The sequence below is a fragment of the Pseudomonas sp. GW821-FHT09E04 genome (assembly GCF_059416185.1).
Genome location: NZ_JBWKOR010000005.1, coordinates 287,064 through 299,935, shown reverse-complemented (window position 1 = coordinate 299,935; position 12,872 = coordinate 287,064). Strand labels below are relative to the sequence as shown.

Here is a 12,872-nt window from a genome sequence, read left to right as displayed (position 1 = left end):
GGTCTCAAGCTGCCTGTTTTGCCGTGACGAACGCCGCAAGGCTCGCCACGTTGGTGAAATGGTTGCGGGTGTCCTTGGCGTCGGCATCGATCTTGATGCCGTACTTTTTCTGGATGGCCAGGCCAAGTTCCAGGGCGTCGACCGAATCCAGGCCCAGGCCTTCGCCAAACAGCGTCTGGTCGTCGCCAATATCGTCGACGCTGATGTCTTCGAGGCCCAGGGCGTCGATGATCAGCAGTTTTATCTCACGGTGCAGATCGCTCATCTTCGGCGAGCTCCTTGATAAAAAAATGGTGCAGAAAGTCGTTGAGCTTGCGCGAGGCCTGCGGTGCAGGGCCTTGTGCGGCAAAGGTCTGTGGGTCTATATCGGCCCCGACGCGAAAACTGAAGTGAACACGGCGGCAGGGGATGCGATACCACGGCTCGGCCTTGGTCAGCGTAGTCGGGCTGACCTTGATGATCACCGGGGTGAGAATTTTCGCACCCCGCAGTGCGATGGCCGCCGCGCCCCGATGGAAGGCCGGTGCCTGTCCGGGCTGGGTGCGGGTGCCCTCCGGGAAAATGATCAGGGTCTGCCCGTCTCGCAGCGCATCGGCGGCGGCATCGAGCATGTCCATGCTGCCGTCGTTGCTGATGTATTCGGTGCTGCGCAGCGGGCCGCGGGTGAAAGGGTTTTCCCACAGGCTTTTCTTCACCACGCAATTGGCGTGGCGCACCAGACCGATCAGGAACACCACGTCGATCAGCGACGGGTGGTTGGCGATGATCATCTGCCCCGGACGGCCAAGGCGTTCGGCACCCTGGATGTCGTAGGTCAGCACCCCGGTGCGGGCCATGAACCGGACGAAAAACCAGAACAGCCGACTGACGGTCTGCCGCGCCCGCTCCCGATGGGTCTTCGCGTCACCCGGCAGGCAGCCCAGCAGCGGAAACACCAGCAGGCGCAGGCACAGCCCGCCCAGCCCGAACAGGGCGAAGCTGATGGCGGTGGCCAGCAGACGCCAGTAGTAGGCGTCGCGGTTTTTTTCGGTTACGGGTTGCGTTGCCAGGTCCATACACGATTTTTCCAGGCATGTTGGCAAAGGGTTTGCTGGCCGAGCAGGGTTTGCAGCAGATTCAGCGCGTGGGGCCATTGCGCTTTGGACAGTGCTTCGGGGGCGCTGTTCAGGGTCAGCCGCCAGTCGGTACCGGGGGTCAGTAGCAAGCCCACCGCATACGGAAACGGCACGTCATCGATCCATGCCGAATAGGCGGCGGGCGGTTGTTCTTCGGTGATCACCAACAGTACCGCTGGAGCGCCTTCGTCCAGCAGGGCGGCGGCTTCCAGCACGCCGTGCTCGAGGCCGTCGCCCGCTGCTGCGAGGGCGGTCATCTCACTGGTTTCGCCGCGCATGATCGACCACAGGCCGATGATCGCGTTGTGCACGGAGAGGCTGAACTGGGTCGGTGACAGCGGTTGTTCGTTGGCCAGGTCGCTGAGGATGTCGAACGTACGCGGGGTTTCACCGTGGCGGGAGACGAAGACCAGCGGCAGGTTTTCCCGACCGTCGGCCAGTGGCCAGCCGACACTGAAGGCCATCCGCGCCAGGCGGCTGAGACGGCGGCGCTGCATGGCGGGAAGGAACGACACATCGGGCGCGGCATCGCTGCTCGGGAGCGCGACCGGCTGTCGGCTCCAGGCTTGCCAGGCCTCCACACTGTCGAGCCCGGGAGCCCAGGCGCGCCATTGGGCGATGTTGAAGTTGATCACGGACATTCATCCCGCCCCTGCGGGCTGTTTTTGACGCGGTTCTGCCAAAGCCACAGAGGTGCTGACCTTGCCGAAAGTGGCGTGGCGCTTGGCGCCGGGTGGCGCGCATTATCCCGGTGCGACGAGTGTGTAGCAAATGCTGGTTACATTTTGCGCGCTGAAATGGACCGAAGGGTACATGGCAAAAAATGTCACTTGGCCATTATCCGGATTGCGACGGGATTGTCTGTCGGGCATATCGGCGGTCAATGGCGGCATTTGCGCCGTGCCCATTGAGATATTTGCGCCTGACCCTGTAGTCCGTGTCCGTGAAGGTAGCGAAGCGGGGCCGGGCACCACTACACTCGGTCATTCTTTGATACACGGAGGTTTTGTCATGCGGCGCGTGGTGTTCAATCAGAAAGGTGGCGTGGGCAAATCCAGCATCGCCTGCAATCTGGCGGCGGTCAGCGCCAGCGAGGGTTATCGCACGCTGTTGGTGGACCTCGATGCCCAGGCCAACTCCACTCAGTATCTGACCGGGCTCACCGGTGACGACATTCCGATGGGCATCGCCGACTTCTTCAAGCAGACCCTGTCTTCGGGTCCGTTCTCCAAGAAGAACAAGGCCGATATCTACGAAACCCCGTTCGACAACCTGCACATCATCACCGCCACGGCAGAACTGGCCGACTTGCAGCCCAAGCTCGAGGCCAAGCACAAGATCAACAAACTGCGGAAGTTGCTCGATGAGTTGAGCGAGGACTACGATCGTATCTACCTTGATACGCCGCCGGCCCTGAATTTTTATGCGGTTTCGGCGCTGATTGCTGCTGATCGGGTGTTGATTCCCTTCGATTGCGATAGCTTTTCCCGTCAGGCCCTGTACGGGCTGATGTCGGAGATCGAAGAGTTGAAGGACGACCATAACGAAGGCCTGGAAGTCGAAGGCATCGTGGTCAACCAGTTCCAGGCCCGGGCCAGCCTGCCACAGCAGATTCTCGATGAATTGATCGCTGAGGGTTTGCCGGTGCTGCCGGTTTACCTTGCCAGCTCAGTGCGCATGCGCGAATCGCATCAGGCCAGCACGCCGCTGATCCATCTCGACCCGCGACACAAGTTGACCCAGCAGTTCGTCGAACTGCACAACCTGCTCGAAGACGCCTGAAAAAAACAATGTGGGAGCAAGCTCCCACATTGGAGGGTGTCGTTTTAGATGCCCTGGCTGCGCAGCCACGCCATCAGTTGCGGCAGCGGAAACGCCCCGCTTTGCCGCGCTACCTCACGACCGTTCCTGAACAGAATCAGGCTCGGAATCGAGCGGATCCCCAACTGCGCCGACAACTGCTGATTGGCCTCGCTGTCCAGCTTGGCCAGCCGGCACTTGCCTGCCAATTGCGCAGCGGCTTGCTCGAACACCGGCGCAAACGACTTGCACGGCCCGCACCAGTCCGCCCACACGTCCACCAGTAACGGCAGATCGCCCTTGATCTGGCTGGCGTAGTCGCCTTGCTTGAGTTCGAACGGCTTGTTCAACAACACCTCTGACTTGCAGCGTCCGCATTTCGGGTGGTCGTTGAGGCGCTCGGCGGGAATGCGGTTGAGGCCGTTGCAGGAGGGGCAGGGGATGAGGAGTGGGTCGGTCATGATTGGCTCAATGAACAAAACGGGATCGTACGACTGATCTGGAGCCGTACGGATCGATTATCAAGGTTCAGTCGTTCCCGCTCACGACGAACAACTGATCTCCAAATGCTTGCCCCACTCCGGCGGTCGCTCGGCATAGCTCTCCATTCCAGGCTGTTCCTCGAATGGATTGCTCAACACGGATTGCAAGCGTCGCACTTCTGAATAATCACCCTGTTCCGCCGCATCGATCGCCTTCTGCGCCAGGTAATTGCGCAGGATGTACAGCGGATTCACCGCATGCATCCGCGCGCGGCGTTGTTCCTGATCGGTCGCGCCATCGCGTGCAACACGGTCGACGTAACGCTCGCCCCAGGCGTCGAAGCCTCGGATATCCACAAAGTCATCGCGCAACCGGGCAACAGCCTTATCTGCTGACTCCTCACCCAGACGACGGAAGAACAAGGTGTAGTCGACACCGCTGTTCTGCATCAATTGCAGCAGTTGCTCCAGCAGTTGCTGGTCTTCGTCCTCGGTCGTGGTGAAGCCCAGACGGCGGCGCATCAGGTCGAGGTAATGGGCCTGGAACAGCGGCAGGTACAGGCCAAGGGTTTCGCGCAGGGCTTCGACGCTGATGAACGGCGTCAGGGCCTGGGCCAGGGCGCTGAGGTTCCACTGGCCGACGGGCACCTGATTGCTGAACGAGTAGCGGCCCTGATCATCGGAGTGGTTGCAGATGAAGTTCGCGTCGAAGTCGTCGAGGAAGGCGAACGGGCCGAAGTCGAAGGTGATGCCGAGGATCGACATGTTGTCGGTGTTCATCACCCCGTGGCAGAAACCGTAGGCCTGCCACTTGGCGATCAGTTCGGCGTTGCGCTCGACAATTTCGCGGAACATCGCCAGATACGGTTCCGGCTGTTCCAGGCATTCGGGGAAGTGCATCGCCAGCACGTGTTCGCCGAGCAGTTTCTGCTGCTCGGGACGCTTGGTGTAATAGAAATATTCGAAGTGGCCGAAACGCACGTGGCTCGGCGCTAGGCGCAGGACCATCGCGGCGCGTTCCTGTTTCTCGCGCCACACCGGGGTGTCGGAACCGATCACGCACGCGGCGCGTGAGGACGGGATGTTCAGCGCATACAGCGCTTCGGACGCGAGAAACTCACGAATCGACGAACGCAGCACCGCACGACCGTCGCCCATGCGCGAAAACGGCGTCTGCCCGGCGCCCTTGAGGTGCAAGTCCCAATGCTCGCCGGCCGCGTTGTAGACCTCGCCCAGCAGCAGACCGCGACCATCGCCCAGTTGCGGGGTATAGCCGCCGAATTGATGCCCGGAATAGACCATCGCCCGCGGCTCGGCATCGGCCCACAACTTGTGGCCGCCGAACAGTTCAGCGAATTCCTGAGTGTCGGCCGTCGCCGGATCCAGATCCAGCAGCGCCAGGGCCGCCGGGCTGGCGACCACCAGTCGCGGGTTGTCGATCGGTTCGGGCAGCACATGGGCCGAAAACGCGTCGCCCAGGCGGGCGAAACGGTTGTCGAAGGTCAGTTCGTCGAGGGCTTTCAAGGGCCGGCTCCAGCAGAATGTCCGAGCATTCTGCTGGGATTAGCCGGGTTAGTCGAGTTTGGCGGGTGGCGGCTCTTGCAGCGGTTTTTGCTCGCCGCTGACGGGCACGATGGTTTTGCTGTCGTCTTCGACCGGCACCAGTTTGTACTCCTGGCCGTGGAGGTTCTTCAGGTAAACCTCCATCTGCCGGAACGAGATGTTGATGTGCTGCTTCTTGAACTCGCGGTTGATGAAGCGGTTGACCTCGTCGATCACCGGGTTGCGGTCACCGAGGTCGCGCACGTGCATGCGCAGTTCGTGGTCGAGGGTGCTTTCGCCGAAGTTGAGGAAGTACACGTGCGGCTCGGGTTCCTTCAGCACGCGCGGGTTTTCCCGGGCGGCCTTGAGCAGCAGTTCCTTGACCAGATCCAGATCGGAGCCGTAATCGACGCCGAGTTTCAGCGTCACCCGGGTGATGGTATCGGTCAGCGACCAGTTGATCAGTTGCCCGGTGATGAACGTCTTGTTCGGGACAATGATGTCCTTGCGGTCGAAGTCGGTGATGGTCGTGGCACGGATGCGGATCTTGCTCACCGTGCCCGACAGATTGCCGATGGTGATGGTGTCGCCGATCCGCACCGGACGTTCGAACAGGATCATGATGCCGGAGATGAAGTTCGCGAAGATCTCCTGCATACCGAAACCGAGGCCGACCGACAGCGCCGCCACCAGCCATTGCAACTTGTCCCAGCTCACGCCGAGGGTCGACAGGGTCGAGACGAAACCGACCCCGGCGATCACGTACGACAGCAGCGTCGTGGTCGCGTAGGCACTGCCCTGGGCCAGATTGAGTTTCGACAGCACGAACACTTCCAGCAGACCCGGCAAGTTGCGGGCGAGCGCAAAGGTGATGCCGATGATGATCAGCGCGCCCAGCATGTCGCCGATGCTGATCGGCACCATGCTCATGTTGGCGCCGGTGCCGCTGGTGTATTCGTAGAGGGTGATGTTGTCGAGGTACGAGAACACCGTGATCAGGTCGGCCCAGACCCAGTACAGCGCGGCGATGAAACCGCCGAGCAGCGCCAGGCGAATCAGGCGCAGGGACTGTTCGTTGACCTTTTCGATGTCCAGGGTCGGTTCTTCGATCACCGCTTCGCCGTCGCCGGCTTCTTTCGCTGCCTGACGTTTGGCCAGGGCCCGCTGGTAGGCGAGACGCCGTGCCGCGACCGCCAGACCACGGACGAAGGTGGCTTCGATCACCAGCCAGAACATCAGCAGGTACAGGGTGTTGATCAAGCGGTCGCTGAGTTTCAGCGCGGTGTAGTAGTAGCCGAAGCACACCGCGACGAACAGGGCGATCGGCAGGAGGGTGAACATCACACCCACGGCCTTGCGGAACAGCGAGGCGTTTTCGTGGGCCGGGCTGCTGATCAGCAGTCGACTGAGCAGCCACCCCATCAGGGCGTAGCAGGTCAGCACCACCGGCATGCCGATGACGTCATCGGCCAGCGCCGCCGGTTGCAGTTCGGCAACCGCCACCACCGCCACAAGTGCCATCACCACCAGACCGAGGCGACGCACCCAGCCCTGAAGGAATTCGACCTGCGGTTTTTCCCAGCGGAAATGCAGCTCGGCCACACCGCCCGGCGCGAGGATCCGGTAAGCGGTGTAGAACACCAGCCACGCCTGGCCCATTTGCAGCAGGGCCGCACCCATGTTGGCGTTCTGGCCCCGGGCGTCGATCTGTAGCGCCAGCCCGCACAACGCCAGGCCCAGCGCCACCGGCATCGCCAGCAGGATGTTGATCAGAATTGCCTGCGGCGTGTGCCACTGGCTGTCACGTTTGAAGTGACCGATGTCCTGGTGGACCTTGTTCAGTCGCGAATACAGCTGTTTGCGGCGCCACAGCAGCGCGCCGATCAGCAGCGCCAGCGGCAGGAACAGCAGCGGGCGCTGAGTGAGGCCGTCGGTCAGTTCGCTCAGGCTCGAGGCCAGCGGCAGGGTGTCGATCTGGCGTTTCAGGCGTTCCGGCACGCCGCGAATCCACTCGTTGTCCAGCGGCTTGTTGCTGGGGATCCAGAACATCTGCTCGTCGAGGGTCGCGCGCAGGCTTTGCGCGGTGCTCAGCAGTTGCTTCTGGTTCAGTTGCAGGGTGATCGACTCATTGAGCATCGCGCTCAGTTCGCGACTCAGCCGCTCCAGCAGATCGACGCGGGTGTTGGCCAGCTCCAGCAGGCTCTTGCGCAGCTGTGGCGTGACTTGCTCCGGCGGTTGGGTGGACAGCAGGTTGTCGACGTAAGTCGCCGGATTGCTCAACTGTTCGCGCTGTTGGTTGATTTCGAACTGGTACAGGCGAATGTCGGCGATCTGATCCGCCAGGTCGCGGTCGACCTTGAGGCGTGGCAGTGCCTGTTTCTGTTTATAGAGAATCTTCGACAGCAGCAGGCTGCCCTTGAGCACGTTGATCTGCTCGTCGAGGGCCGAATCGCTCTGGGTCACGCTGTCCAGCTGCTGCTTGGTCTGCAGGTTCTGCTGGGTGAGCTCGTTGAGGCGGTCGGTGCTTTTGAGCAGGTAGTCGGAGAGCTTGAGGTTGGCCGCGCTTTCAGTGGCGAGCAGGGTGCTGCTGCCCGACTTCTGAGCCTCGATCGACTGCTGCGTCACGGTTTCCTGAGACAGGGTCAGACGTTTCTGGTTGATCAGGGTTTGCAGTTCCTGGATCTCATGGTCCAGGCGGTCGGACTTTTCCGTGAGCAGGTCATGCTGGCTGTTGCCCAGATCCTGCAACTGGTTGTTGCCGGCCAGTTCCTGACGGCGCAGCGGGATCAGGGCATTGAGCGACGCCAGCTCGGCGTTGAGCAGGTCGCGTTGCTCGGCGCTCAGGGTCTTGCCGCTGTCCTTGCCGGTCTTGAGGATGTTGTTGATCTGCTGGATGCGCGTCTGGCTGCTGGCGATTTCTGCCTGGGCGCGCTCCGGGCGAGTTTGCGCAGTGATGATCAGGCTGTTGGCGTCGGCCAGGGCTTTTTGCAGATCGCTTTGCTGGGTCGAGCGCTCGGTGAGTATCTGCTCCAGCTGCTGGATGTTCTCTTTGGTGAAGCGCTGCGCCACTGGCACCACAGGGGTGGCCTTGAGTCGCGTCAGTTCGCGCGCGTTCTCGATAGTCTGCTTCGGCGCAGTGGCCAACTGCTGCTTGAGGTCGCTCAGCTTCTGCTCGTAGTCACGCCGGTTGTTGAGCTGGTTCAGCGTGTTTTGCAGGAGCGTTTGTAGGGCCTTTTTGTCGGCCTCGGGCAGTTTGCTGTCGGTGAGCTTGTCCAGGTTGGCCTGCACGGCGTCGCTGGATGGCGGTTCTGCGGCGTGCAGCGGGCCGACAGTAAGACTCAGGCCCAGCAGGGCCGCGAGGAAAAAGGAGCGCAGGGTAGGCATAGAGACCGGTCAAGCAAGTGAGAGTGGAGGCAGTTTAGAGGAAGAGCCCGGGGCCCGGGCGACTTCCTTCGGGGAATCTGACGCCCACTTTGGCGATCTTGTTCCCGTCCATGACCGCAACCGTCCAGTGGGTGTTGTTCCATTCCACCTGGTCGCCCACGATCGGCGCACCGCCGACTTTCTGGGCAATGAAGTGGCCCAGGGTCATGTCCGGATCGATGCCTTCGGCCGGTAGGCCGTACAGGGCCGCAACCGCTTTGAGCTGGGCGTCTCCTTCGAGCACGAAGTCGCCGAAGAAACGCAGATCGAGGCCCCGTTGCGGTGCCTGGCTGAACAGTTTTCCGAGGGCCGGCAAGTTGTGTTCATGGCCGATAACGCACAGCAAATCATCGACTTCCAGCACCGTACTACCCGACGGATGGAGCAGTTGCTGGCCGCGAAACAGGGCGGCGATGCGTGTCCCTTCGGGCATTTTCAGCTCGCGCAGGGGTGAACCGATGCACCATTTCTCTGCGCCAAGCTTGTAAACGAACAGTTCCCACTCGCTGGTGATGTGCACTTCCAGGGCCGAACGGGAGATCGGCGCAGGCTCCGGCGGCACCGTCACCTTGAGCAGTCTGGCCACCCACGGCAGGCTCGTGCCCTGCACCAGCAGCGACACCAGCACGATGAAGAACGCGAGGTTGAAGTACAGCTGCGCATTCGGCAGCCCGGCCATCAGCGGGAACACCGCCAGAATGATCGGTACCGCGCCACGCAGGCCGACCCAGGAAATGAACGCCTTTTCGCGACCATGGAACGCCTTGAACGGCAGCAACCCGACCACCACAGACAGGGGCCGTGCGAACAGAATCATCCACAGCGCCAGGCCCAGAGCAGGCAGGGCGATCGGCAGCAAGTCGTGCGGAGTAACCAGCAAGCCCAGCACCAGGAACATGCCGATCTGCGCCAGCCACGCCATGCCGTCGAGCATGTGCAGAATGCCGTGGCGGCTGCGCACCGGACGGTTGCCGATCACCAGGCCGCACAGGTAAACGGCAAGGAAGCCGCTGCCGTGCAGGGCGTTGGTCAGGGCGAACACCACCAGACCACCGGCGATTACCAGGATCGGATAGAGGCCGGTGGCGAGGTTGATCCGGTTGACCAGTTGCAGCATCAGCCAGCCGCCGCCGAGGCCGATCACGCCACCGATGCCGAACTCGCGGATCAGGTGGGTCAACAGGCTCCAGTGCAGGCCGGTCTGGCCGCTGGCGAGCATGTCGATCAGGGTCACGGTGAGGAACACCGCCATCGGGTCGTTGCTGCCGGATTCGATTTCCAGGCTGGCGGTCACCCGTTCGTTCAGGCCCTTGCCGCCGAGCAGCGAGAACACCGCTGCGGCGTCCGTTGAACCGACGATGGCGCCGATCAACAGGCCTTGAATCAGGTTCAGGTCGAACAGCCAGGCTGCGGCCATCCCGGTGAGGCCGGTGGTTATCAGAACGCCGACGGTGGCCAGCGACAAGGCCGGCCACAAGGCAACGCGGAAACTGGACACCCGGGTGCGCAAACCGCCGTCGAGGAGGATCACCGCCAGAGCGAGGTTGCCGACCAGATAGGCCGTCGGGTAGTTATCGAAAATGATGCCGCCGCCATCGACCCCGGCAGTCATGCCGACTGCGAGGATAATCACCAGAATCGGGATGCCGAGACGCGACGAAAGGGAACTGACAAGAATGCTCGCACCTACCAGCAACGCGCCGATCAAGAACAGGCTGTTGATGGTCGTCGCATTCAAAGGCAGTACTCCAGAAGCGGAAAGACGGGCACAAACTGACCATGCAGTCTGCGTGCCAGCGATTCTAACCTGTTGAAATGTGATGCTGTCAAAAAGCTTTTTCAGTGGGGTATTCGGATTTGCGTTCGGCGCGCGATTGCTGCCCTCACCCTAGCCCTCTCCCAGAGGGAGAGGGGACTGATCGTGGTGTTTGTGTGAGCTACGGCGACCTGAAATTCCGAGTCGAACTCAGGATCTGAAAAGCCCCCAATCTGCTCCCTCTCCCTCCGGGAGAGGGCTGGGGTGAGGGGCTTTTGATCTTGATCTCAAAAATTACAGGCTGAACCGCCCAACCATATTGTTCAGATCCAGCGCCAGGCGCGACAGCTCGTTGCTCGCCGCACTGGTCTGATTCGCGCCGGTCGCCGATTGCACCGACAGATCGCGGATGTTGACCAGGTTGCGATCCACTTCACGTGCAACCTGTGCCTGCTCTTCGGCAGCGCTGGCGATCACCAGGTTGCGCTCGTTGATTTCGACGATGGCCGTGTTGATGGTGTCCAGCGACAGACCAGCGCCACGGGCGATGTTCAGGGTCGATTCGGCGCGCTCGGTGCTGTTGCGCATCGAATCCACGGCGTGTTCGGTGCCGCTCTGGATGCTGCCGATCATGCGCTCGATTTCGCTGGTCGACTGTTGGGTGCGGTGCGCGAGGGCACGGACTTCGTCCGCCACCACGGCAAAACCGCGACCGGCTTCACCGGCACGGGCCGCTTCGATGGCAGCGTTCAGTGCCAGCAGGTTGGTCTGGTCAGCCAGGCCGCGGATCACGTCCAGCACCTTGCCGATGTCACGGGATTCGTTGGCCAGATCACCGATCAGGGTCGCGGTGCTCTGCACATCGGCGCTCATGCGCTCGATGGCGCTGACGGTTTCCTGCACCAGATCGCGACCGTCGCCGGCGGAAGTGGTGGCGTTCTTCGAGGCTTCCGAGGTGCTGACCGCGTTGCGTGCGACTTCTTCCACGGCGCTGGTCATCTCGTTGACCGCCGTGGCGGCCTGCTCGATTTCGTTGTTCTGCTGGGTCAGGCCACGGGCGCTTTCGTCGGTGACACTGTTCAGCTCTTCGGCGGCGGACGCCAGTTGGGTGGCCGAGCCGGAGATTCGCTGCAGCGTGTCGCGCAGCTTCGACTGCATCTTGGCCATGGCCGCCAGCAGGCGACCGGCTTCGTCGGTGCCGTCAACGTGGATCGGCTGGGTCAGGTTGCCTTCGGCGATGGTTTCCGCCGCATCCAGCGCTTTGGAAATCGGCTTGGTGATGCTCAGGGTCAGCAGCCAGGCGAAGAGGAAGGTCAGGCCGGTCGCGATCACCAGCAGCGTCACCACCAGGCTGAAAGCCGAAGAAAACTGCTCGGCGGCTTGCTGGTTGGTGGTGCTGATCTGCTCGCCGTTGATTTGCATCAGACGGTTGAGCACCGAGTTCATCGCTTCGGAGTTGTCGAGCAACTGGGTGTTCAGCAGGTTGCGCAGCTCATCCACCTGATTGTTGCGCGACAGGGTTTTCATCCGGTCTTCGATCTGGCGGTATTGACCCAGCAACTGCACGTATTGGTCATAGGCCGCACGCTCGGCCGGACTGCCGATCAACGGCTCGTAATCGGTCTGGGCCTTGCGGATCTGCTGGTTGCGCATCTCCAGCAGTTCGATGGTTTTCTGCTGGATGTCCGGCTCGCGGTTCACCAGCAAACGGTACGACAGCACTCGCAGGCGCAGGGTCAGCTGAGTGAACTCGTCGAGGTTCTTGATGCTCGGCACGCTGGTGGTGGTGATGTTTTCGGCGGCGCCGCGGATCTTGCTCATCTGGTTCAGGGCGAACACACCGAGAATGAGCATCAGGCCGCCGATCAGGGCGAAACCGGTGAACGCCCGGGGGGCGATATTCATATTGCGAAGGGACATGGGGCGTATACCAGGAAGGGCCGCATCCATGCGGGCTGAGACTGCTGTTGGATGACTTATCGGTCATACGACTAAAGTCTTGAGCCCGTGCGCGTATTTGTCGCACTGAAGGCCGGGCGACGAAGTGCAGGAACCAGATCGGCAGATCGCAGTCTCTAACACTCGCAGGAACGGTCGGCCACCAGGAAAATCAAGGCCTTGCGCCGGTTTAACCCTGGCATCCACGACGACTTTTCTTTATCGTACGCGCCCTTTGAAAATGCCCTGGAAGATCAAAATGTTGGAAGCATCCCTCAGCCAATTGGAACAGCTCGTCAGCGACCTGGTGCAACAGAACCAGACCCTCTCGGAAACCAACCAGACCCTGTCCACGGAACTGGCCCAGGCCAAGGATGAAAACGAAAGCCTGCAACTGAGCCTGATGGAACAGGAAGAAAAGCACGGCGCCACCGCCGCACGCATCCAGGCCCTGGTTGATCGCGTCAACGCAGGTCCTGTCAGCGCATGAACCACGGCACAGCAGGGGTAAAAGTCGTCTCCATCATGGGGGAGGACTATTCGATCAAGGCACCGGCCGGGGAAGAACAGACCCTGCTGGACGCCGCATTGATGCTCAAGGCCGCACTGGCCGATACCAAACGCAAATACCCGACGCTGATCGGCGACCGCCTGCTGGTGCTGGCGGCGATGAATCTGTGCTCGCAGCAGATTGAAATGAAGAAGCAGCACCAGCAGGAACTCGAGCGTTACCAAGAGCAAGTCAGCGCCACGGTCGAGACCATCGCCAAGACCATCAATCAGGGTTGATGGGTTGCGCACAACCAAAGAGTAAGA

The 12,872-nt window shown here is 61.5% G+C and carries 10 protein-coding genes and 2 pseudogenes; 3 read left to right on the top strand and 9 right to left on the bottom strand.

Going from position 1 to position 12,872, the window contains the following annotated elements; genetic code table 11:
• Positions 1–4: 4 nt before the first annotated feature.
• From AC07N4_RS20105 to AC07N4_RS20095, 3 genes are read right to left on the bottom strand one after another with little or no spacing between them, the layout of a single operon-like run.
• Positions 5–265: a phosphopantetheine-binding protein gene (locus AC07N4_RS20105; protein WP_085711082.1), complete on the bottom strand. Its 261-nt coding sequence runs from the start codon at positions 263–265 to the stop codon at positions 5–7.
• On the bottom strand, positions 246–1,055 hold the full coding sequence (locus tag AC07N4_RS20100; RefSeq protein WP_096819893.1) for a lysophospholipid acyltransferase family protein: 810 nt from the start codon (positions 1,053–1,055) through the stop codon (positions 246–248). Before AC07N4_RS20100 ends, AC07N4_RS20105 begins: the two co-directional genes overlap by 20 nt.
• A complete protein-coding gene (locus AC07N4_RS20095; protein ID WP_493065839.1) occupies positions 1,031–1,756 on the bottom strand; it encodes a beta-ketoacyl synthase chain length factor in 726 nt (241 codons plus the stop codon). The genes AC07N4_RS20100 and AC07N4_RS20095 overlap by 25 nt, the downstream gene beginning before the upstream one ends.
• 370 nt (positions 1,757–2,126) lie before the next feature.
• On the opposite strand from AC07N4_RS20095, the gene AC07N4_RS20090 reads away from it, so the two are divergent.
• On the top strand, positions 2,127–2,897 hold the full coding sequence (locus AC07N4_RS20090; RefSeq protein WP_096819891.1) for a ParA family protein: 771 nt from the start codon (positions 2,127–2,129) through the stop codon (positions 2,895–2,897).
• A gap of 44 nt (positions 2,898–2,941) precedes the next feature.
• On the opposite strand, the gene trxC is transcribed toward AC07N4_RS20090, so the two are convergent.
• The 6 genes and pseudogenes from trxC to AC07N4_RS20060 all read right to left on the bottom strand — a co-directional run.
• Complete coding sequence (trxC, locus tag AC07N4_RS20085; protein WP_064592954.1) at positions 2,942–3,376, bottom strand: thioredoxin TrxC; 435 nt, start codon at positions 3,374–3,376, stop codon at positions 2,942–2,944.
• Positions 3,377–3,457: 81 nt separating this feature from the next.
• The gene (selO, locus tag AC07N4_RS20080; protein ID WP_493065838.1) at positions 3,458–4,921 is read right to left on the bottom strand and encodes a protein adenylyltransferase SelO; all 1,464 of its coding nucleotides are present in this window, start codon (positions 4,919–4,921) and stop codon (positions 3,458–3,460) included.
• Positions 4,922–4,969: 48 nt separating this feature from the next.
• Positions 4,970–8,323, bottom strand: a complete 3,354-nt coding sequence (gene mscK / locus AC07N4_RS20075) for a mechanosensitive channel MscK (protein ID WP_493065837.1) — start codon at positions 8,321–8,323, stop codon at positions 4,970–4,972.
• A 34-nt stretch (positions 8,324–8,357) separates the two neighbouring features.
• On the bottom strand, positions 8,358–10,100 hold the full coding sequence (locus AC07N4_RS20070) for a potassium/proton antiporter (RefSeq protein ID WP_096819886.1): 1,743 nt from the start codon (positions 10,098–10,100) through the stop codon (positions 8,358–8,360).
• A gap of 312 nt (positions 10,101–10,412) precedes the next feature.
• Positions 10,413–11,012: pseudogene (locus AC07N4_RS20065) on the bottom strand (methyl-accepting chemotaxis protein); the annotation flags it as partial.
• Between the two features lie 303 nt (positions 11,013–11,315).
• Positions 11,316–11,972, bottom strand: a pseudogene (locus AC07N4_RS20060) (MCP four helix bundle domain-containing protein); the annotation flags it as partial.
• A 343-nt stretch (positions 11,973–12,315) separates the two neighbouring features.
• Between AC07N4_RS20060 and AC07N4_RS20055 the strand changes: the two are divergent.
• Both AC07N4_RS20055 and AC07N4_RS20050 read left to right on the top strand, forming a co-directional pair.
• Positions 12,316–12,546 (top strand): hypothetical protein, encoded by a 231-nt coding sequence (locus AC07N4_RS20055; protein ID WP_007952320.1) that lies wholly within the window; start codon positions 12,316–12,318, stop codon positions 12,544–12,546.
• On the top strand, positions 12,543–12,845 hold the full coding sequence (locus AC07N4_RS20050; RefSeq protein WP_096819884.1) for a cell division protein ZapA: 303 nt from the start codon (positions 12,543–12,545) through the stop codon (positions 12,843–12,845). The genes AC07N4_RS20055 and AC07N4_RS20050 overlap by 4 nt, the downstream gene beginning before the upstream one ends.
• Positions 12,846–12,872: the final 27 nt, after the last annotated feature.

What these genes read in the sequence shown, in the direction of transcription:
- AC07N4_RS20105 (WP_085711082.1), bottom strand. Translation starts at nt 265, where the DNA reads ATGAGCGATCTGCACCGTGAGATAAAACTGCTGATCATCGACGCCCTG.
- AC07N4_RS20100 (WP_096819893.1), bottom strand. Translation starts at nt 1,055, where the DNA reads ATGGACCTGGCAACGCAACCCGTAACCGAAAAAAACCGCGACGCCTAC.
- AC07N4_RS20095 (WP_493065839.1), bottom strand. Translation starts at nt 1,756, where the DNA reads ATGTCCGTGATCAACTTCAACATCGCCCAATGGCGCGCCTGGGCTCCC.
- AC07N4_RS20090 (WP_096819891.1), top strand. Translation starts at nt 2,127, where the DNA reads ATGCGGCGCGTGGTGTTCAATCAGAAAGGTGGCGTGGGCAAATCCAGC.
- trxC (WP_064592954.1), bottom strand. Translation starts at nt 3,376, where the DNA reads ATGACCGACCCACTCCTCATCCCCTGCCCCTCCTGCAACGGCCTCAAC.
- mscK (WP_493065837.1), bottom strand. Translation starts at nt 8,323, where the DNA reads ATGCCTACCCTGCGCTCCTTTTTCCTCGCGGCCCTGCTGGGCCTGAGT.
- AC07N4_RS20055 (WP_007952320.1), top strand. Translation starts at nt 12,316, where the DNA reads ATGTTGGAAGCATCCCTCAGCCAATTGGAACAGCTCGTCAGCGACCTG.
- AC07N4_RS20050 (WP_096819884.1), top strand. Translation starts at nt 12,543, where the DNA reads ATGAACCACGGCACAGCAGGGGTAAAAGTCGTCTCCATCATGGGGGAG.